Annotated in this window: 18 protein-coding genes and 1 other RNA gene; 11 read left to right on the top strand and 8 right to left on the bottom strand. The window is 58.9% G+C overall.

Annotated features, from left to right (window positions below; genetic code table 11):
* Positions 1–235 precede the first annotated feature (235 nt).
* Both dnaK and grpE read right to left on the bottom strand, forming a co-directional pair.
* Complete coding sequence (dnaK, locus tag QNH97_RS03710) at positions 236–2,152, bottom strand: molecular chaperone DnaK (protein ID WP_283555658.1); 1,917 nt, start codon at positions 2,150–2,152, stop codon at positions 236–238.
* Positions 2,153–2,254: 102 nt separating this feature from the next.
* Complete coding sequence (grpE, locus tag QNH97_RS03705) at positions 2,255–2,821, bottom strand: nucleotide exchange factor GrpE (RefSeq protein WP_025211777.1); 567 nt, start codon at positions 2,819–2,821, stop codon at positions 2,255–2,257.
* A 240-nt stretch (positions 2,822–3,061) separates the two neighbouring features.
* On the opposite strand from grpE, the gene recN reads away from it, so the two are divergent.
* On the top strand, positions 3,062–4,735 hold the full coding sequence (gene recN / locus QNH97_RS03700; RefSeq protein WP_283555657.1) for a DNA repair protein RecN: 1,674 nt from the start codon (positions 3,062–3,064) through the stop codon (positions 4,733–4,735).
* Positions 4,736–4,811: 76 nt separating this feature from the next.
* Here recN and fur read toward each other — a convergent pair whose 3' ends face one another.
* Complete coding sequence (fur, locus tag QNH97_RS03695) at positions 4,812–5,216, bottom strand: ferric iron uptake transcriptional regulator (RefSeq protein WP_283555656.1); 405 nt, start codon at positions 5,214–5,216, stop codon at positions 4,812–4,814.
* A 97-nt stretch (positions 5,217–5,313) separates the two neighbouring features.
* On the opposite strand from fur, the gene QNH97_RS03690 reads away from it, so the two are divergent.
* A complete protein-coding gene (locus QNH97_RS03690; RefSeq protein WP_283555655.1) occupies positions 5,314–5,841 on the top strand; it encodes an outer membrane protein assembly factor BamE in 528 nt (175 codons plus the stop codon).
* 59 nt (positions 5,842–5,900) lie between these two features.
* Here the strand turns inward: QNH97_RS03690 and QNH97_RS03685 are convergent, their stop codons facing one another.
* From QNH97_RS03685 to QNH97_RS03675, 3 genes are read right to left on the bottom strand one after another with little or no spacing between them, the layout of a single operon-like run.
* A complete protein-coding gene (locus QNH97_RS03685; protein WP_283555654.1) occupies positions 5,901–6,203 on the bottom strand; it encodes an RnfH family protein in 303 nt (100 codons plus the stop codon).
* Complete coding sequence (locus tag QNH97_RS03680; protein WP_283555653.1) at positions 6,200–6,643, bottom strand: type II toxin-antitoxin system RatA family toxin; 444 nt, start codon at positions 6,641–6,643, stop codon at positions 6,200–6,202. The genes QNH97_RS03685 and QNH97_RS03680 overlap by 4 nt, the downstream gene beginning before the upstream one ends.
* A gap of 7 nt (positions 6,644–6,650) precedes the next feature.
* Positions 6,651–8,054, bottom strand: coding sequence for a sodium-dependent transporter (locus tag QNH97_RS03675; RefSeq protein ID WP_283557420.1), 1,404 nt, complete (start codon positions 8,052–8,054; stop codon positions 6,651–6,653).
* 118 nt (positions 8,055–8,172) lie between these two features.
* Between QNH97_RS03675 and smpB the strand changes: the two genes are divergently transcribed.
* Positions 8,173–8,655, top strand: a complete 483-nt coding sequence (gene smpB / locus QNH97_RS03670; protein ID WP_042730880.1) for an SsrA-binding protein SmpB — start codon at positions 8,173–8,175, stop codon at positions 8,653–8,655.
* A 190-nt stretch (positions 8,656–8,845) separates the two neighbouring features.
* Here smpB and QNH97_RS03665 read toward each other — a convergent pair whose 3' ends face one another.
* Positions 8,846–9,613, bottom strand: coding sequence for an FCD domain-containing protein (locus QNH97_RS03665; RefSeq protein WP_283555652.1), 768 nt, complete (start codon positions 9,611–9,613; stop codon positions 8,846–8,848).
* Between the two features lie 261 nt (positions 9,614–9,874).
* Between QNH97_RS03665 and QNH97_RS03660 the strand changes: the two genes are divergently transcribed.
* From QNH97_RS03660 to QNH97_RS03625, 8 genes are all read left to right on the top strand, one after another.
* The gene (locus QNH97_RS03660) at positions 9,875–11,569 is read left to right on the top strand and encodes a lactate permease LctP family transporter (RefSeq protein WP_283555651.1); all 1,695 of its coding nucleotides are present in this window, start codon (positions 9,875–9,877) and stop codon (positions 11,567–11,569) included.
* 151 nt (positions 11,570–11,720) lie between these two features.
* Entirely contained in the window at positions 11,721–12,545 is an 825-nt protein-coding gene (locus QNH97_RS03655; protein WP_283555650.1) for a (Fe-S)-binding protein, read from the top strand.
* Positions 12,542–13,999: a LutB/LldF family L-lactate oxidation iron-sulfur protein gene (locus QNH97_RS03650; RefSeq protein WP_283555649.1), complete on the top strand. Its 1,458-nt coding sequence runs from the start codon at positions 12,542–12,544 to the stop codon at positions 13,997–13,999. Before QNH97_RS03655 ends, QNH97_RS03650 begins: the two co-directional genes overlap by 4 nt.
* Positions 13,996–14,667, top strand: coding sequence for a LutC/YkgG family protein (locus tag QNH97_RS03645; protein WP_283555648.1), 672 nt, complete (start codon positions 13,996–13,998; stop codon positions 14,665–14,667). The genes QNH97_RS03650 and QNH97_RS03645 overlap by 4 nt, the downstream gene beginning before the upstream one ends.
* Positions 14,664–17,531 carry an FAD-binding and (Fe-S)-binding domain-containing protein gene (locus QNH97_RS03640; protein ID WP_283555647.1) on the top strand — a complete coding sequence of 956 codons (2,868 nt, stop codon included), beginning with the start codon at positions 14,664–14,666 and terminating at the stop codon, positions 17,529–17,531. The genes QNH97_RS03645 and QNH97_RS03640 overlap by 4 nt, the downstream gene beginning before the upstream one ends.
* Positions 17,532–17,628: 97 nt before the next feature.
* The gene (locus QNH97_RS03635; RefSeq protein ID WP_283555646.1) at positions 17,629–17,919 is read left to right on the top strand and encodes a PA2433 domain-containing protein; all 291 of its coding nucleotides are present in this window, start codon (positions 17,629–17,631) and stop codon (positions 17,917–17,919) included.
* A gap of 96 nt (positions 17,920–18,015) precedes the next feature.
* Positions 18,016–18,412, top strand: a transfer-messenger RNA (tmRNA) gene (gene ssrA, locus QNH97_RS03630).
* Between the two features lie 186 nt (positions 18,413–18,598).
* Positions 18,599–19,855, top strand: coding sequence for an integrase domain-containing protein (locus QNH97_RS03625; RefSeq protein ID WP_283555645.1), 1,257 nt, complete (start codon positions 18,599–18,601; stop codon positions 19,853–19,855).
* 384 nt (positions 19,856–20,239) lie between these two features.
* Here QNH97_RS03625 and QNH97_RS03620 read toward each other — a convergent pair whose 3' ends face one another.
* Positions 20,240–21,373 (bottom strand): MFS transporter, encoded by a 1,134-nt coding sequence (locus QNH97_RS03620; protein ID WP_283555644.1) that lies wholly within the window; start codon positions 21,371–21,373, stop codon positions 20,240–20,242.
* Between the last annotated feature and the right edge of the window lie 35 nt (positions 21,374–21,408).

Below are 21,408 nucleotides of genomic sequence, written 5' to 3'. Positions count from 1 at the left end.
TCACGTCAATTCAACGATCCTGGTCTTAAGTTTTTCAGCCAGGGCCCCGGCCAAAACGCAGTGTCCGTCGTTCGGAAAGCAGGAGCATTCCCGATCACACCGCCAGCATCCGAGCGTTGTCGCATGCTGTAAAAATTCATTGGCTCCAGACACGCCAACGCGGGAGCAAGCTCCCGCGCGGCGACATCCTACCAGCCACCGCACAAGTGCAGTCAACCGGCCGACCAACAAGCGATTACTTGTGGTCTTTCACTTCTTCGAACTCGGCATCCACGACATCGTCGGCTTTTTCGGCCGATTCGCCTTGGGCAGCTGCGCCTTCAGCGGGCTGAGCCTGTTCGGCATACATCTTCTGAGCCACTGGCGCGGAGACCTTGGACAGCTCTTCGATCTTGGCCTCGATGGCCGCCTTGTCGTCGCCTTTAACGGCAGCTTCCAGGGCAACTACGGCCGCTTCGATGGCAGTCTTCTCTTCCGCAGTCACTTTCTCGCCAGCATCAGCGATCATCTTGCGAGTCGAGTGCACCAGGGCATCGCCTTGGTTGCGGGCGCTGGCCAGCTCTTCGAACTTGCGGTCTTCTTCGGCGTTGACTTCAGCATCGCGAACCATCTGCTGAATTTCTTCCTCGGACAGACCGGAGTTGGCCTTGATCACGATCGACTGAGTCTTGCCGGTGGCCTTGTCTTTCGCGCCGACGTGCAGGATGCCGTTGGCGTCGATGTCGAAGGTCACTTCGATTTGTGGCACGCCACGTGGAGCTGGTGGAATCTCGGCCAGGTCGAACTTGCCCAGGGATTTGTTCTGGGTCGCTTGCTTACGCTCGCCTTGCAGCACGTGAATGGTCACGGCGCCCTGGTTGTCATCGGCGGTCGAGAACACTTGGGATTTCTTGGTAGGAATCGTGGTGTTTTTCTCGATCAGCGCAGTCATCACGCCACCCATGGTTTCGATACCCAGGGTCAGCGGGCTGACGTCGAGCAGCAGAACGTCCTTCACGTCACCGGCCAGAACGGCGCCCTGGATGGCAGCACCCATGGCAACGGCTTCGTCCGGGTTCACATCTTTACGCGCTTCTTTACCGAAGAAATCGGTCACCAGCTTCTGGACCAGCGGCATACGGGTCTGACCGCCGACCAGGATCACGTCGTTGATCGCGCCAACGTCGATACCGGCATCTTTCATCGCGATGCGGCATGGCTCGATGGTGCGCTGAACCAGGTCTTCCACCAGCGCTTCAAGCTTGGCGCGGGAGATTTTCACGTTCAGGTGCTTCGGACCGGTGGCGTCTGCAGTGATGTACGGCAGGTTCACGTCGGTCGACTGGCTCGAGGACAGCTCGATCTTGGCTTTTTCAGCGGCTTCTTTCAGGCGCTGCATGGCCAGCGGGTCACCCTTGAGGTTCATGCCGCTTTCTTTCTTGAACTCATCGACGAGGTAGTCGATCAGGCGGATGTCAAAGTCTTCACCACCGAGGAAGGTGTCGCCGTTGGTCGCCAGCACTTCGAACTGGTGCTCACCATCGACTTCAGCGATCTCGATCACAGAGACGTCGAAGGTACCGCCACCCAGGTCATAAACGATCACGGTGTGATCGCCCTTGGCCTTGTCCATACCGTAGGCCAGAGCGGCTGCGGTCGGTTCGTTGATGATACGTTTTACGTCCAGGCCCGCGATGCGGCCGGCGTCTTTGGTTGCCTGGCGCTGGCTGTCGTTGAAGTATGCAGGAACGGTGATGACCGCTTCAGTCACCGCCTCGCCGAGATAGTCTTCGGCGGTTTTCTTCATTTTCTTCAGGATTTCAGCCGAGATCTGTGGTGGCGCCATTTTCTGGCCGTTCACTTCAACCCAAGCGTCGCCGTTGTCAGCCTTGGCGATTTTGTAAGGCACCATCTTGATGTCTTTCTGAACGACTTCTTCGTCGAACTTGCGACCGATCAGACGCTTCACCGCGTACAGGGTGTTATGCGGATTGGTCACTGCCTGACGCTTGGCCGACTGGCCGACCAGGATTTCGCCATCGTTGGCGTACGCAATGATCGACGGCGTGGTGCGCGCGCCTTCGGCGTTTTCAATCACTTTGGCCTTGCCGTTTTCCAGCACGGAGACGCACGAGTTGGTGGTCCCCAGGTCGATACCGATAATCTTGCCCATGTTAACTCTCCCGGAACTTGGATTTTGTTGCCGCAGCAGTGGTGGCTAACTGCGGTAGCACTTAAACGCTTGACTTCTTAATGGGGGCCGTTTCGACCGATTTCAAGCCTGCTCATCAATAGAAGGCGATACCGGTGCCGGCGTCTTGCTGACCACAACCATGGCCGGGCGCAACAGGCGACCATTGAGCAGGTAGCCCTTCTGGAAAACCTTCAAGACACTGTTGGGCTCGACGTCTGCGCTTTCCTGCATCGCCATGGCCTGATGGTGCTCGGCATTGAAGGGCTCGCCATGTGGATCAATGGCTTCGAGCTGATAGCGCTTGAGGGTGTCCTGGAACATTTTCAGGGTCAGCTCGATGCCTTCACGCATCGGGCGAATGTTTTCGTCGTCCGGATTGGACAGTTCCAGGCCGCGCTCCAGGCTGTCGATGATCGGCAGCAGGTCGCTGGCAAAACGCTCCAGGGCGAATTTATGAGCCTTTTCTACATCCTGCTCGGCGCGACGGCGGACATTCTGCAGGTCGGCTGCTACACGCAACGCCTGATCCTGCGCACCGGCCAGCTGCTCCTCGAGCACTTGTACACGTGCCGCCAGGTCGTCACCCGAATCCTGGGGAGCCTGATTGGCGTCTAGATTTTGCGTATCCTGCGTCTGTTCGTCAGCCATAGATTTCTCCTTTCAACTTCGTCCGCGAGCTCAACTCGCGCTTCTGCCCCGGTATATGGGGCCGGGTTTTTAAGCTTCAAGGGCCGTCCGACGAATTAACCTTACAAAAAACAGCTGCATTCCATTCCAGGCAGCGCTAAGAAACTCATCCATTCAAGCAAATCGAGCTAAGCGAAGGCATTGTCAGCCCGAAACAAAACACTGTATAAATAACCAGACCTAAAGCCTGGGAGCGGCCTTATGCTGGTGCACCTGTCCGTACATAACTACGCCATCGTCGAACACCTCGACCTCGAACTTGATCGAGGCATGAGCGTGATCACCGGTGAAACCGGTGCCGGCAAATCCATCATGCTCGACGCCCTGGGCCTGACGCTCGGCGATCGCGCCGACAGTGGCGTGGTGCGTCCCGGAGCGGACAAGGCCGACATCCTGGCGACCTTCGACCTGGTCGACATCCCCGAGGCCAGCATCTGGCTGGCCGAACGCGACCTGGACACCGACGGCCTGTGCATCCTGCGCCGCGTCATCACCGCCGAAGGCCGCTCCCGGGGTTATATCAACGGAACGCCCTGCCCCTTGGGCGACCTCAAGGCCCTTGGCGAACTGCTGATCGACATCCACAGTCAGCATGAACACCAGTCCCTGCTCAAGACCGATACCCATCGCCGCCTGCTCGATGAATACGCCGGCGCCACCGATCTGGCCCGCCAGGTTCAGCTAGCCGCCCAACGCTGGCGCCAGACCCGCCAGGAATTGGATCGACTCTCCAATTCCGGTGATGAGCAGCGAGCCCGCCATCAGTTACTGAGCTATCAGCTCGAAGAACTGGAGAATCTGGCCCTGGGTGAAAATGAACTGGAAGAGCTGGAACAGGAACACAAGAACCTGACCAATGCCGAAACCCTGCTGGGCATCTGCCGACAAGTGGTCGAGCAATGCAGCGAGAACGATTCGGGCAACGTGCTCAACGCACTGACGACAAGCCTGAACCGACTCTCCAGCGTCAACAATTCGGTGGGTGCCCTCAGCGAAGCGACCAACCTGCTGACGAGCGCACAGATCCAGGTCGAAGAAGCCGTCGGGGAACTGAACCGCTTCCTTGATCATTTCGACGCCGACCCGGCACGCCTGCAATACCTGGAAGAGCGCCTGGACACTATCTATACGCTGGCACGCAAGCACCGTGTCCAACCAACCGATGTCGCCGAACTCCAGCAACGCTTGCTGGAAGAACTGGAAACCCTGAACGCCAACGATGAATCCATCGAGCGCCTGGGGGACGAACTGGCCTCCTACGCCCGCCACTACCAGGAAAAAGCCAACGAGCTCAGCGAACTGCGTCGTCATGCCGCGACTGGCCTGGCCAGCGCCGTGGAACAGGAAATCCAGCGGCTGGGCATGCCGGGCGGTCGCTTCACCATCGAATTGCGCCCCAACGCCGGCGACGAACTTCAGCCCAACGGCATGGAGCAGGTGGAGTTGCTGGTCAGCGCCAACCCCGGGCAACCACTCAAGGCACTGGCAAAAGTTGCGTCCGGCGGTGAACTGTCACGGATCAGCCTGGCCATCCAGGTCATTACGGCGCAGACCTCGCGCGTACCTACGCTGGTATTCGACGAAGTGGACGTGGGCATTGGTGGACCAACGGCGGAAATTGTCGGCCAGTTACTACGTCGGCTGGGGGAGCGTGGCCAGGTGCTGACGGTCACTCACCTGCCCCAGGTCGCCGCGCAGGGACACCAGCATCTATTCGTGCACAAAGTGCGCGACCAGGAAGCTACACGCACGACGGTGTCCAAACTCAACAAAAACGAGCGCGTGGAGGAAGTAGCGCGGATGCTGGGGGGGATCGACCTCACCAAGGAATCCCTGGCCCACGCGAAAAAAATGGTTGTTGCAGCGAAAGCCTGACAAACGCCGCATAGCAAGAAGGCGACCCTGGGGTCGCCTTCTTTCGTTTCGAGAGCTTTTGGCTCACGCGACGTGCTTACTTCTTCTTGCGTACATGCAAAACGAGATGGTGATCGATCAGCTCGAAGCCATTCTTTTCAGCAATTTCTTTTTGCAGCGCTTCGATTTCCGGACTGATGAATTCGATGACCTCACGGCTTTCCACGTCCACCATGTGATCGTGGTGTTCCCCGTCAGCCAATTCAAAGACTGCATGACCGCCATCGAAATTGTGACGAGCCACAAGACCTGCTGCCTCGAATTGAGTCAGGACACGGTAAACCGTGGCCAGACCAACGTCCTCGCCAGCTTCCATAAGTGCCTTGTAGACATCTTCGGCACTCATGTGGCGTTGCTCAGCAGAATCGAGCATTTGTAGAATCTTGACCCGTGGAAGGGTCACTTTGAGGCCGGCTTTGCGTAGTTCGCTATTTTCAACCATGGTCAGCTTTCTCGCGATGCTGCTTCGCAGCTTCTCTTAATGCGGGTATGATCGGCGTTTACGTTGTCCCAGCCAAGATAGTGGAAGTCGCCCACCGATGCAAAACACCAAGCTCTTGCTAACCAGTTTCACCTTTGTGGGACTGCTCGCACTCGCCGGTTGTTCATTCCCCGGGGTTTACAAAATCGACATCCAGCAGGGCAATGTCGTCACGCAGGACATGATAGACCAGTTACGCCCGGGAATGACCCGTCGGCAAGTACGGTTTATCATGGGTAACCCCCTGCTGACCGACACGTTCCATGCCGATCGCTGGGATTATCTGTACAGCTTGCAGCCAGGCGGCGGTGAGCGCCAGCAGGAACGCATCAGCGTTATCTTTAGCCCCGATGACCAACTCGTCAGCCTGTCGGGCGATTTCATGCCTGGCGTGAGCCGCGATGAAGCCATCATGGGCAAGGACAGCGGCACGACCGTCACCGACCCGGCCCAGAATACCGAGCAGCCAAAACCGGAAAAACCGGTCAAGCCAGGTTCGTTGCTGGACCAGATCCAGAAGGATGTGGACAAAGTCGAGACCGTACCTGTCCCGACACCAGAACCTCTGGATACCTCGCCGCAATAAACGGCGACAATAAAAAACCCGGCATGCCGGGTTTTTTAATGCCTGCGATCCAGATCGGGTTATTGTTCCGATTGACGCGCTTGGGCGGCCTTGGCCGCACGCAGGCGACGAATTTCTTTCGGATCAGCCAGTAACGGTCGATAAATCTCCAGCCGGTCAGCCGCCTGCACCACCTGGCGATCCGGGTCGGCAACCACCTTGCCAAAAATCCCGACCGGGCAAGTCGCCAGGTCCAGCTCCGGAAACGCATCAGCAATACCCGATGCCAGCAGCGCCGCACGAACACTCGTGCCCTCCTGCACTTTAAATGAGCGCAAGACTTGGCGTTCGACAGAGGCATACACCACTTCTACATCAATCAACGCTTGAGCTCGGCATTCTGCTTGGCGCGCTGGCAAAACGCATCGACCAGGGTATTGGCCGCCTGATTGAACAACGGCCCCAGCGTGGCTCGCACCAGCGGGCCGGCGTAGTCGAATGACAGATCCAGGCTGATCTTGCAGGCTTTCTCACCCAGCGGTTTGAATACCCAGACGCCATGGAGCTGGTTGAAAGGCCCCTCTTCCAGGTTCATTTCGATGGACTGCCCCGGCACCAGGGTATTGCGAGTGACGAAGCGCTGGCTCAACCCGCCCTTGGCGATGTGAAGGCTGGCACGCATGTGGGTCTCGGAACTCTCAAGCACCTCGGCAGAAGAGCACCAAGGCAGGAATTGCGGATAACTCGCCACATCATTGACCAGGTCATACAGCGCCTGCGCCGGGTAGGGCAGCAAGGCCGAGCGTTGAATATGTGTCGTCATGTAAGCGTCACTTCCACAGCTGGGTGGCAAACACTACGAGAATGCCGATGGGCGCCACATAGCGCATCAAGAACAGGCTCAAGGCGAACAATACAGGGCTGCGCAGCGACAATTCATCACGCACCGCTTCACGCCCCATGATCCATCCCGCAAACACCACGAAACACAAACCACCCAGCGGCAGCATGATCCGTGACGTGAAGAAATCAATCACGCCGAAGAAATCCAGCCCTCCGGTTGCTCCCCACTGGTAGAGACGGAACAGCCCGTCTTCGTTCACGAAAAACTTCGCCTGCTTCCATATATTGAAAGAAAACACCGTACCCAGACCGACAAACCAGCACGTAAAGGCCAGCCAAAAGGTCACCCAGGCGCGACTGAGACGGCTCCGCTCAACCAGGTAAGCCACCATGGGTTCCAACAAGGAAATGGCCGAACTCCAGGCCGCGATAGCCACCAGGACAAAAAACACCACGCCCATCACTTGGCCGAACGCCATGCTGCTGAAGGCAAAGGGCAGGCTGACAAACATCAGCCCCGGCCCTTCGCTGGGATTCAGGCCGGCGGCAAACACAATCGGAAACAATGCCAGACCGGCCAACAGCGACACGAAGGTATCCAGCAACGCAACACCCACAACGGTCCGGGTCAGGGACGCGCTCTTGGGCATATAGGCGCCGTAGATCATGATCGAGCCGACCCCGACGCTCAGGGAGAAAAACGCATGCCCCATGGCCGGCAGCAAGCCGTCGAGGACTTTCTCCGGTTTGAAGTCGAACATGAAATGCACGCCCTCCATGAAATGCCCGGTGGTCATGCTGTACCCCAGCAGCACCAGGATCATCACGAACAGCAACGGCATCATGATCCGCAGGCTGCGCTCGAGCCCGGCAACCACGCCACGGGCAATCACCACGGCGGAGAGCACCATGAAAATCGTGTGCCAGAGGGTCAGTCTCCAGGGATCGGAGATCACGTCGCCGAAATAGGCGCCCACCTGGTCAGGCGTAGCGCCCTGAAAATCCCCACGCCCCATGTCGATGATGTAGTCCAGCGACCAGCCGCCGACCACGCTATAGAAAGACAGGATCAGCAGCGCCGTGATCATCCCGGCGAACGCGCCCCACGACCACTTGGGCGAGTGTCCCGCCGCCACTGCCAGCACTTTCAAGGCATTGGCCGGACTCTGCCGGGCACGACGACCGATCAGGGTTTCGGCCAGCATCACGGGTGCGCCGATGAGCGCGATGCATGCCAGGAACATCAGCACGAAGGCGCCGCCACCGTAGACGCCAACCATGTACGGAAACTTCCAAATACTGCCCAACCCCACCGCTGAACCGGTTGCAGCAAATATAAAGACCCAGCGGCTAGCCCAACTGCCGTGGACAGAAACCTTGTCTGTCGCCATCGTGATCACGCCCAAGCGTTCGAAAAAGAGGCCGCATTGTCCGGGATTCATTCAACGCGCTCAAGCATGCAGCTTCACCGTAGCCGACACGCGCGCAACTGCCTATAATGCCGCCCCTATGGCTAAACAGAAGAAACACCCCACAGGGACCATCGCGCAAAATAAAAAGGCGCGACACGACTACTTCATCGAACAACGTTTCGAGGCTGGCATGGTCCTGGCCGGCTGGGAAGTAAAAAGCTTGCGTGCCGGCAAGGCGCAACTGGTCGACAGCTATGTGCTGCTCAAGGACGGCGAAGCCTGGTTGCTGGGCAGCCATATCACGCCGCTGACCACCGCCAGTACCCACGTGATTGCCGACCCGGTGCGCTCGCGCAAGCTGCTGCTCAACAAGCGCGAACTGGAAAAGCTCTTCGCCTCCGTGCAACAGAAGGGCTACACCTGCGTCTGTACATCGCTGTACTGGAGCAAGCACTTGATCAAGTGCGAGATTGCACTGGGCAAAGGCAAGAAGGAATACGACAAGCGCGATACCGAACGCGAACGCGATGCCGGTCGCGAACTGCAACGTGCGGTGCGCAACAAGGGCAAGGAAGACTGATTCTTCCGCCTTGAGAGCGCTATCGCGAGCAAGCTCGCTCCCACATTGGATCTTTTGCGAACACAGAATATGTGCACGACAATGATCCAGTGTGGGAGCGAGCTTGCTCGCGATGACGGCGACACATCCAGCATTGATGTGTCAGACAGGCCGCTTTCGCGAGCAAGCTCGCTCCCACAGGGTCCGAGCACTACATCCCCTTGCGCCGCTCCGCCCGCGCCACCCGCTGCACTTCCTGACGCACCTCTTCCAACACTTCCTGCACATACAGAATATGTCGGCTGGATACTTCCCGTGCCTGCTCGGCGTGCCCGCCCATAATGGCCTGGTACAACTCCCGATGCTGGCTGATCAGCATGTCGCGGGTTTCACTGCGCTGCTTGTACATGCCGCCGATGTTGGTCACCACGTTGCGCTTGAGCAGGTCGAACAACCCACGAATAGTGTGCAGCAGCACCGCGTTATGACTGGCCTCGGCGATCGCCAGATGAAACCGGGCATCCGCCGCGCCCTCCTCCGCCCGACTCACCTCTTCGTGGCGCGAATAACAATCCTGCAGCTCTTCGAACGCCGCCGTCAGCCGCTCGCGATCCACATCCGTGGCCCGTTGTGCCGCGTAATAGGCGCAGGAAGCCTCCAGGGTGTGGCGGAACTCCAGCAAGTCACGTTGCGCTTCGGGGTTGCTTTCCAGCAGTTGCAGCAGCGGATCGCTGAACGTCGAGCCCAATGACTCCACGACATAGTTACCGCCGCCCTGACGACTGACGAGCAAGCCCTTGGCGGCCAGTTTCTGGATCGCCTCGCGCAACGAAGGGCGTGACACGCCGAACTGTTCGGCCAGGGTCCGCTCGGCCGGCAGCCGTTCGCCAGACTTCAAGGTGCCCTCAAGGATCATTCCTTCAAGCCGCTCGACAATATCGTCAGACAAACGGCGCTGACGAATCTGATCAAACCCCATAACTCGATTCTCCACGATCCCGACGGCTCGCCGGGCTCTCTATTCTGGCCCATCCGGGCGTTGTTCACACCCAGCAAAAGCCGTTGGTGCAAACGGATCAGATGCCATCTGCACCGCTTATTCGACGAAAGTTTCAGGGCGGCAAATTGACACACGACAACCAAGGCTTTTACCCTAGCCAACAGCGAATGTAAATTGGTATTACCAATTAACCAAAGCGCTGGCAGTGCCTGACCAACAACAATTAGGGGCCCACCCACTATGCAAACCTGGCAACAGCTCTACAGCCCGCTCGGCAGCCTCGGCTTGTCCGCACTTGCGGCCGTCATTCCCATCGTATTTTTCTTCCTGGCCCTGGCGGTGTTTCGCCTCAAGGGGCACGTGGCCGGCAGTATCACCCTGGCCTTGGCAATTGCCGTGGCGATCTTTGCGTTCCAGATGCCTGCCGACATGGCGTTCGCCGCCGCCGGTTATGGTTTTGCGTACGGCCTGTGGCCCATCGCCTGGATCATCGTCGCCGCGGTGTTCCTGTACAAACTGACGGTCAAGAGTGGCCAGTTCGAAGTGATCCGCAGCTCGGTGCTGTCGATTACCGATGACCAGCGCCTGCAAGTGCTGCTGATCGGTTTTTGCTTCGGCGCATTCCTGGAAGGTGCCGCCGGCTTCGGTGCGCCAGTGGCGATCACAGCGGCGCTGCTGGTCGGCCTGGGCTTCAATCCCCTGTACGCCGCCGGCCTGTGCCTGATCGCGAACACCGCCCCGGTGGCGTTCGGCGCGCTGGGTATTCCGATTATCGTGGCCGGACAGGTCACCGGGATCGACGCGTTCAAGATCGGCGCCATGACCGGTCGCCAACTGCCATTGCTGTCGCTGTTCGTGCCGTTCTGGCTGGTGTTCATGATGGACGGCCTGCGCGGCGTGCGGGAAACCTGGCCGGCGGCGCTGGTGGCAGGCTTGAGTTTCGCCATCACCCAATACTTCACCTCCAACTTCATCGGCCCAGAACTGCCGGACATCACCTCGGCCCTGGCCAGCCTGGTCTCCCTCACACTGTTTCTGAAAGTCTGGCAACCCAAGCGCACCGCCGGCGCGCAGATTGCCGGCGCCACATCCAGCGCAGCCATCACCGCCAGTGTCGGCGGTTTCGGCCAGCCTCGCAGCACCGTGGCTTCGCCCTACAGCCTGGGGGAAATTATCAAGGCCTGGTCGCCGTTCCTGATTCTCACCGTGCTGGTGACGATCTGGACCCTGAAGCCATTCAAGGCGATGTTCGCCGCGGGCGGATCGATGTACGGCTGGGTGTTCAACTTCGCCATCCCGCACCTGGATCAGATGGTGATCAAAGTCGCTCCAATCGTGATCAACCCCACCGCCATTCCGGCCGTGTTCAAGCTTGATCCGATTTCAGCCACCGGCACGGCGATTTTCTTCTCGGCGCTGATCTCGATGCTGGTGCTGAAGATCAACCTTAGAACTGGTCTTACCACTTTAAAAGAGACCTTCTACGAACTCCGCTGGCCGATCCTGTCCATCGGTATGGTGCTGGCATTCGCCTTCGTCACCAACTTCTCGGGTATGTCATCGACCATGGCCCTGGTGCTGGCTGGCACGGGCGCAGCGTTCCCGTTCTTCTCGCCGTTCCTGGGATGGCTGGGCGTATTCCTGACCGGTTCCGATACGTCGTCCAACGCGTTGTTCGGTTCGCTGCAAGCCACCACCGCGCACCAGATCGGCGTCAACGACACCTTGCTCGTTGCAGCGAACACCAGCGGCGGCGTGACCGGCAAGATGATCTCGCCGCAATCGATCGCGGTGGCCTGCGCGGCAACCGGGTTGGTGGGCAAGGAATCGGATCTGTTCCGTTTCACCCTCAAACACAGCCTATTCTTTGCAACGATCGTTGGCTTGATCACGTTGGCCCAGGCCTACTGGTTAACCGGCATGCTGGTGCACTGAGTACGACAGGCAACAGCGAAAAAACCGACGCCGAACTTCGATTCGGCGTCTGCTATTGATCACCGGGTCTGCAAGGCTGCTGAAAGATTTCCTGTCTATATTTCAGCAGCCTCAGCGGACGGATAACCGGGACCACCCGGAGACACGCCTGATGAGCGAGCTTTTTTACAACGCCGTGCCGAACGCGACCCGTGTCGCCCCGCCATTGCCCGAGCCTCGGCAGTACCCCAGCGAAAAACCGCAACGGGTCTACCTGTTCGGAACGTGTGTGGTGGACCTGTTCTATCCCGAGGCCGGGATGGATGCGATTCACCTGCTGGAACGCGAAGGCATCCGGGTGGAGTACCCGCAAGGGCAAAGTTGCTGCGGTCAGCCGGCCTACACCTCGGGTTACACCGAGCAGGCGCGGACGGTGGCACGGGCGCAACTGGCCTTGTTTGCCGGGGATTATCCGGTGGTGGTGCCCTCGGGCTCCTGCGCTGGCATGTTGCGCGAGCATTACGCCGACCTGTTCAAGGACGAGCCCGACACGCTCAAGCAGGTCCAGGCCCTGGCTGCCCGGACCTATGAACTGGCCGAGTTCCTGTTGTTTGTCTGCAAGGTGCAGCTTCAGGACAGCGGCAAACCGGTGAAGATCGCGTTGCACACGTCCTGCTCGGCACGACGTGAAATGAACACCCACCTGCATGGCCGCGCGTTGTTGGCGCAGCTGCGCAACGTGGAGCGCGTTGAACACAGTCATGAGAGCGAATGCTGTGGTTTTGGTGGGACGTTCAGCGTGCGCATGCCGGATATTTCCGGAGCGATGGTGGCTGACAAGACCCAAGCGCTGAAGGAATCCGGCGCCCATCAGGTCGTCAGCGCCGACTGTGGCTGCCTGATGAACATCAACGGCGCACTGGAGAAACAGCAGGAAGCGCTACGGGGCCAGCATCTGGCGAGTTTCCTCTGGCAGCGTACCGGAGGTGTGGCATGAGCACGCCGACGCTGATCCCGACTGTTGAGGTGCAAGAGGATTTTCGCGCCCGAGCCCACAAGGCCCTGGACGACACGCAACTGCGAAACAACTTTCGCAGTGCGATGGATTCACTGATGACCAAGCGGGCAACGTCCTTCAGCGATGCCCACGAAAGAGAACACTTGCGAGTGCTGGGCAATGCCGTCCGCGCCCGTGCGTTATCCAAGCTGCCCGACCTGCTCGAGCAACTTGAAACCAACCTGACCCGCAACGGTGTGAATGTGCACTGGGCGGAGACGGTGGACGAAGCCAATGGCATCGTCCTCTCGATCATCCGTGCTCACGAGGCGCGGCAAGTGATCAAGGGCAAATCGATGGTCAGCGAAGAGATGGAGATGAACCACTTCCTCGAGGCCCGGGACATTGAAAGTCTTGAGTCCGACATGGGGGAGTACATCGTCCAGCTCGATCACGAGAAGCCTTCACACATCATTATGCCGGCGATCCACAAGAACGCCGGTCAGGTCGCGTCCTTGTTCCACGACAAACTCGGCGTGGAGTACACCAAGGACGTTGACCAACTCATTCAGATCGGTCGCAAGGTATTGCGACAGAAATTCTTCGAGGCCGACGTCGGCGTCTCGGGCGTCAACTTCGCCGTCGCCGAAACCGGCACGCTGCTGCTGGTGGAAAACGAAGGTAACGGCCGGATGTCCACCACGGTACCGCCGGTGCACATCGCCGTCACCGGCATCGAAAAAGTCGTGGAGAACCTTCGCGATGTCGTGCCGCTGCTCTCGCTGCTGACCCGCTCGGCCCTCGGCCAGCCGATCACCACCTACGTCAACATGATCTCCGGCCCGCGCAAGGCTGACGAACTGGACGGCCCCCAGGAAGTCCACCTGGTGCTGCTGGACAACGGTCGCAGCCAGGCGTTTGCCGACAGTGAACTGCGCCAGACCCTGAACTGCATCCGCTGCGGCGCCTGCATGAATCATTGCCCGGTCTATACCCGAATCGGCGGCCATGCCTACGGCGAGGTTTACCCGGGGCCCATCGGAAAAATCATCACACCACACATGGTCGGCCTGGCCAAAGTGCCGGACCACCCGAGCGCGTCTTCGTTGTGCGGCGCCTGCGGTGAAGTCTGCCCGGTGAAAATCCCGATCCCCGCGCTGCTGCGGCGGCTGCGGGAAGAAAACGTCAAGGCGCCGGGCAGCCCGAACCCAGTGATGCGCGGCCAGGGCAGCAAATACTCGCCCAAGGAACGCTTCATCTGGAATGCCTGGGCCTGGCTCAACAGCTCACCACGCCTGTATCGGCTGTTCGGTTTCCTCGCCACGCGCCTGCGCGCCCTGACGCCCGACAACGTCGGCCCCTGGACCCAAAACCACAGCGCCCCGAAACCCGCCGCCCGCTCATTGCATGACCTGGCCCGCGAACACCTGAACCAGCAGGGAGACCGCCGATGAGCGCCAAGGAAAATATCCTCGCCAAATTGCGTAAAAGCCTGACGGGCGCCACCCCCGTTGCCGACAATTTCGATGTCGAACTGGTGACGCAAACCTACCGCTACGCGCCGGAAGAACACATCCCGCAGTTGCGCAAGCTGATGGAAGCGGTGCACACCGAAATCCACCTGACTTCCGATGAAGGTTGGCCGGCCCTGCTGGCGCAATTACTGCGCGACCGTCAGCTGCCGAGCCTGCTCATCGCCCCGACCACCGCACACGGGCAAAAAATCACACAGTTCTGGGCGACCAATCCGGACCTGCCAACCCTCAAGGCTTACGACCGGCCGGTGGAGGAATGGAAAGCCGAACTGTTCAACGACACACCCGCCAGCCTGACCGGAACCCTCGGCGCCATCGCCGCGACCGGTAGCCTGATTCTCTGGCCGACGCGGGAAGAACCCCGCCTGATGAGCCTGGTGCCACCGGTGCACTTCGCCCTGCTCAAGGCCAGCGAGATTCGCGACAACTTCTATGAAGTGCAACAGGAGTTCGAATGGGCCCAGGGCATGCCTACCAACGCCCTGCTGGTGTCGGGCCCCTCGAAAACCGCCGACATCGAGCAAGTCCTGGCCTACGGCGCGCACGGCCCGAAGGATCTGGTGGTTTTGATTCTGGAGGACCAATGAGCCTTCCAGCCCCTTTCCTGCGCGATGTACAACAGCTGATCCCGCACAAGCGACGTTTCGACGATCCGCTGTCGACTTTGGCCTTCGGCACCGATGCCAGTTTCTATCGGCTGATTCCGAAACTGGTGGTACGCGTCGAATCCGAAGATGAAGTGATTGCACTGCTGCAGCTCGCCCAGCGCGACCGGGTACCCGTCACCTTCCGCGCCGCCGGCACCAGCCTGTCCGGGCAGGCCATCAGCGACTCGGTGCTGATTGTGCTGGGGGATAACTGGAACGGTCGCGAGATCCGCGAGCAAGGCACGCAGATTCGTTTGCAACCCGGCGTGATCGGCGCCCAGGCCAACGCCTGGCTGGCACCGTTCGGCCGCAAGATCGGCCCTGATCCGGCCTCGATCAACGCCTGCAAGATCGGCGGTATTGTCGCCAACAACGCCAGCGGCATGTGCTGCGGCACGGCGCAGAACACCTATCACACCCTGGCCGGCATCCGCCTGGTACTGGCCGATGGCACCCGTCTCGACACCGAAGACGACACCAGCGTGGCGGCTTTTCGTACAAGCCATGGCGAACTGCTGGAACGCTTGGCGACCCTGGGTCGCGAAACCCGCGCCAACACCGAACTCGCCGCACGAATTCGCCACAAATACCGTCTGAAAAATACCACCGGTTTGTCACTCAATGCCCTGGTGGATTTCGATGAACCTGTGGATATCTTGAGCCACCTGCTGGTGGGCTCCGAAGGCACCCTCGGCTTCATCAGCGCGGTGACCTACAACACGGTCATCGACCATCCCAACAAGGCGTCGGCACTGATCGTCTTTCCGGATGTGGAAACCTGCTGCAACGCGGTCACCGTGCTGAAAAGCCAACCGGTATCGGCCGTGGAACTGCTGGACAGGCGCAGCCTGCGCTCGGTACAGGACAAACCGGGCATGCCGGATTTCGTACAACACCTGTCGATCAATGCCTGCGCCCTGCTGATCGAATCCCGCGCCGCGTCTTCGTCTTTGCTACAGGAGCAACTGACCCGGATCATGGCCTCCCTGGCCGGGTTCCCGGTGGAAAAACAGGTCGATTTTACCGAAGACCCAAGGGAAAACGCCCGGCTCTGGGCCATCCGCAAAGACACCTTTCCGGCGGTAGGCGCAGTCCGCAAAACCGGGACCACGGTGATCATCGAAGACGTGACCTTTCCGGTGGAGCAACTCGCCGCTGGCGTGAATCGCCTGATCGAACTGTTCGACAAACATCACTACGACGAAGCGATCCTTTTCGGACACGCACTGGAAGGTAATCTGCACTTCGTCTTCACCCAGGGCTTCAACAACCCTGAAGAAGTCGCACGTTACCAGGCATTCATGGACGACGTAGCACAGCTGGTGGCGGTAGAGTTCGGCGGTTCGCTGAAAGCCGAACACGGCACCGGCCGCAACATGGCGCCGTTCGTCGAGCTGGAATGGGGCAGCGATGCCTATCAATTGATGTGGCAGCTCAAGCGCTTGCTCGACCCTAACGGCATTCTCAACCCGGACGTGGTGCTCAGCGAGGATCCGCAGATCCACCTCAAGCACCTCAAGCCCCTGCCGGCCGCCGATGAGATTGTGGATAAGTGCATCGAGTGCGGTTTCTGCGAACCCGTGTGCCCGTCCAAGGACCTGACCTTGAGTCCGCGCCAACGTATCGTGATCTGGCGGGATATCCAGGCAAAGAAGCGCGCGGGCGTTGACACATCGGACCTGGAAACGGCCTATCAATACCAGGGCATCGACACCTGCGCCGCGACAGGCCTGTGCGCGCAACGTTGTCCGGTAGGTATCAATACCGGCGAACTGGTGAAAAAGCTTCGCAGCCGTGAGGCAACGAAGACTAAAACCGCCAACTGGATCGAAGGAAATTTCGCTACCACGCTGCAAGGCGCGCGCTTTGCCCTGCACGTCGCCAACGGTGCGCGCATGCTGCTGGGGGCTCCCCGGCTGGCGAAACTGTCGGCATCGCTGACGCGGCTGTCCAAGGGCCAGGTTCCGCAGTGGACCAGCGCCATGCCCCAGCCGGAAAAAGCCATCCGTTTCAGCCCTGCCGTGTCGGACGAGCGTCCGAGGGTGGTGTACCTGGCGGCCTGCGTGTCGCGGGTCATGGGCCCGGCGGCCGGGGATAAAGAGCAGATGTCGCTGTACGAAAAGACTCAACGACTGCTGGAAAAAGCCGGCTATCAAGTCATCTTTCCCGACAATGTGGACAGCCTCTGCTGCGGCCAGCCTTTTGCATCCAAAGGCTACGTCGAACAAGCCGAGCACAAACGCCAGGAACTGATCGGCGCACTGCTGCATGCCAGTCGCGGCGGGCTTGATCCGATCTATTGCGACACCAGCCCTTGCACATTGCGCCTGGTCCAGGACCTGGGGAATGTCCGACTGGACCTGTACGATCCGGTGCGCTTCATCCGTACGCATTTGATGGAGCGTCTTGAGTTCACCCCACAGGATGAGCCGATTGCGGTGCACGTCACCTGCAGCACCCAGCACCTGGGCGAAAGCCAGGCACTGATCGACCTGGCGCGCAAATGCAGCAAACACGTGGTGATTCCGGAGGGTATCCATTGCTGTGGTTTTGCCGGCGACAAGGGTTTCACCACGCCGGAGCTCAACGCCCACTCACTGCGAACGCTCAAGGACGCGGTTCAGTATTGCACCGAGGGTATTTCCACCAGTCGCACGTGCGAGATTGGTCTGACGCGCCATGGTGAAATCGACTACCACGGACTGGTGTATCTGGTAGACCGCGTCACCCGCCGCAAACCCGTCGACGCCGAGGGAGGTATTACAGGATTCGAAGAAAAATCGAATTCCTGCGTTTCGCTGTAGTCCCTTGAATAGGCCCTACTCCGTTGGGCCCCTCATAGACTCGGGCCTGTCCGTGATCCTCCGACAGCACCGAGACCATACGTTCAAGGAGATACACATGAAGCACATTGCATTTGCTGGCTTGTTCATTTCCGCTGCGCTGTTGGCCTCTCCGGTGTTTGCAGATAGCCAGGCAGACCTTTGCCAGATCAATCTGCAGAAAATCAAGGACGCCAAAGTCAGTACCGAGCAAATGAGCGAAAGCTTGAAGGCCGATACTGACGCCACCGTCGGGCAGGCCACGGCCGAGCAGGCCAAAGGCACCGAGGAAGGCACCAAGAACTGCATCTCGCTGACCACCCAGGCGCTCCAGAAACTGCAGAACAATACCAAGGGCGATCAGCCGTAATCTCGCGTCCGGCCAACCTTCGGGTTGGCCTCTGCCGCGTATTGGCGTACACTGCAAATGCCTGCCGCTTCAGTAGATTCACGAAGCGACAGGTTCGGGGCCGTTTAGGATTCGACGCTGGTTGCGAAACTCTAGGTGCATGCCGAGTTGGTAACAGAACTCGTAAATCCACTGTTGCAACTTCTATAGTTGCCAATGACGAAAACTACGGCCAGGACTACGCTATCGCTGCGTAAGCAGCCTTAACGCCTGAGCTTCTGGTACCTTCGGGTCCAGCAATCATTAGGGGATGTCTGTAAACCCAAAGTGATTGTCATATAGAACAGAATCGCCGTGCAGTACGTTGTGGACGAATCGGCTAAAACTTACACAACTCGCCCAAAGCACCCTGCCCGTCGGGTCGCTGAGGGTTAACTTAATAGACACGGCTACGCATGTAGTACCGACAGCGGAGTACTGGCGGACGGGGGTTCAAATCCCCCCGGCTCCACCACTTCATCATCTAAAGACGTCCACGGACGTCTTTTTTTGTGCCTGAAATCCAGTAAATACGGGGGTTTCAGGGCTGCTGGAGGCTTTCCAGGTTTTTTGAGTTCCAGGCGGTTTGGTATTCCCAATGGTATTCCCGGCTACCTAGGGCTAATCTTGGGAATACCAAAAGTGTCATGGAGTACTTCTCATGTGCGCTCAAACCACCCGCCTCTCCGACCGCCAGCTCAAGGCGGTCAAACCGAAAGATAAGGATTACGTCCTCACGGATGGCGACGGGCTCCAGCTGCGAGTCAGGGTCAATCGCTCAATGCAGTGGAATTTCAACTACCGGCATCCCGTCACCAAGAATCGAATCAACATGGCACTCGGCTCTTATCCCGAGGTTTCTCTTGCGCAAGCGAGGAAGAAAACCGTTGAGGCCAGAGAGCTGCTTGCACAGGGCATCGACCCAAAAGCTCAGCGCAATGAGCTGCAGGAAGCCAAACGAGCAGAAACGGAACACACCTTCGAGAACGTGGCCACCGCCTGGTTCGAGCTGAAGAAGGATTCCGTCACGCCAGCGTATGCCGAAGACATCTGGCGCTCACTCACGCTGCATGTATTTCCGAGCATGAAATCAACGCCGTTGTCGGAAGTAAATGCCCCGATGGTCATCAAGTTGCTTCGTCCGATTGAGGCCAAAGGTAGCCTCGAGACCGTGAAGCGGGTAAGCCAGCGCCTTAACGAGATCATGACCTACGGGGTCAATTCCGGGATGATCTTTGCCAACCCCCTCAGCGGCATCCGGGCGGTTTTCAAGAAACCCAAGAAAGAGAACATGGCCGCGCTACGACCTGACGAGCTCCCCGAGCTCATGATGGAGATCGCGAATGCCAGCATCAAGCGAGTCACGCGCTGCCTGATCGAATGGCAGCTACACACTATGACCCGCCCTGTCGAGGCAGCCACCACTCGGTGGACAGACATCGATTTCGACAAACGCATTTGGACCATCCCACCGGAGCGCATGAAAAAGCGTCGCCCGCATACCATCCCGCTGACTGAACAGGCACTCGCGTTACTGGAGACACTCAAGACCCATAGCGGCCACAGGGAATATGTGTTCCCGTCAGATAGAAACCCGCGCACCCACGCGAATAGCCAGACAGCCAACATGGCGTTGAAACGGATGGGTTTCCAGGATCGCTTGGTCAGCCACGGCATGCGCTCCATGGCCAGCACAATCCTGAACGAGCATGGGTGGGATCCGGAGCTAATCGAAGTCGCGCTGGCGCATGTCGATAAAGACGAAGTTCGAAGCGCCTACAACCGGGCGAATTACATCGAACGCCGGCGTCCGATGATGGCTTGGTGGAGTGAACATATCCAGAAAGCGGCCACGGGCAGCCTGTCGGCATCTGCCATCAATCAAACCAGGGGCCGCAATGTCGTCCCGATACGCTGAGGGATCACTGGATGGCGGTAGCGCTGGCGACTGTCGCCAAATCGTCTGCTTGCCTGTGCTACTCATGCCAAGCCCCTGCACACGGGAAGGCTCCGCATTCCCGTGTGCAGGGGCTTACTTTTAAAAGACGGCGAACGGCTAAACACCTAAACCTATTGTAAAAGCCGTACTCACCTCAAGGAGGGGTAGAGCAATTTCCAACCTCCGCCGATGACCCAACTGTTCCGGCTCGAGGATCCCGCGATCACGGTTTTAATAGCCCAGATGATACCTAAGCACACGCCGGTGGCCACTTGCAGGCTGGTGACCGTTTTGAAGGGGCAATCTGCCCGCCTAAGCCTTTGCAACTGAGATATTAGCCAAAGATATCCACGTCCTCCCGCTTCACAAGAACACGGGTTCTGTCCGAGCGCGAACTCCTGCGGCAACCATCAGGACGATGGCAGGGACAATCACCACGCTGGCCGATAACATCGCCCCCTTGAAGCCGGCCACATTCAGCGCTCCTCCGCCGATAATCACACCCAGCCCGATCGCGCTATTCAGTACAGCTGTATGGATTGCTGTGGCCGGTACCGTGTGATCACCGGCAATCCTCAAGACCCAGGTCTGCAGGCCGGTAAACAAAGCGGAAATGGCCACACCCCAGATCACCAGCAAGACAACCACCGGCACGATACCCAGAAGAGGACCGTAAATGCCCAAGGTAACCAAGGCCAATGCCATCGCAATCAACGCTATCAGAATGAAAGCGCTCAAGTAGCGATCAATAAAGAGCGCACTAAGCAGATTGCCCAGGAAACCTGCGGCCCCGAAGGCGAACAGCAAGACTGCAATCAAGTACGCCGTAATCCCAGGTACCTGGCCAATAAACGGCTCGACGAAAGTGTAGGCACCAAAATGCGCAGCCGCAGTCAACCCGGTGATGACGTAAGTGATCAACAGATCCTTACGCCGCAGTACCGCTGCAAACCCGACACCCTTGGCAAGCGAATGAATCTGCATGGAGGGAAGCACCAGTGCTATCGCACCGGCGCTGGCAACACACATCAACGCCAGGCACACAAAGGCCGTGCGCCAACCATCGTATTGGCCCACCAGATTGATCAACGGAACGCCCATGACCGTGGCGATCGTAATTCCGCCCAACACGATCGAAGTGGCTAGCCCCATGCGATGCAGGGGCACAATATGCGCGGCAGTGGCAGCCACGATTGCCCAAAACACACCATGAGCCAATGCGCCGAAGGCGCGCGCGCCTAGCAGCGTCGAAAATTCGGGGGATAACGCCGCCAGGCCGTTGGATACGGCCAGTATCAGCATCAACGCGATCAGCAGCGTCTTGCGGGGAACCCAGCGGTTCAGCCAGTTAGATAGCAAGCCGCTGGCAGCCCCAATCCATGCGTACAACGTCACCGTCAGCCCGACGGTGGACGGGGTTTGACCCAGGTCAGATGATATCTGCGACAACAAACCAATAGGGGCAAACTCGGACGTCACCATCGTGAATGAGGCCATACACAGCACACTGACTGCACACCATATCCGCAAGG

The sequence above is a fragment of the Pseudomonas sp. G2-4 genome (assembly GCF_030064125.1).
In the GTDB taxonomy this organism is placed as follows: Bacteria; Pseudomonadota; Gammaproteobacteria; order Pseudomonadales; family Pseudomonadaceae; genus Aquipseudomonas.
The sequence above is the reverse complement of the archived record's forward strand: the minus strand, read 5'-3'. Positions and strand labels throughout refer to the sequence as shown.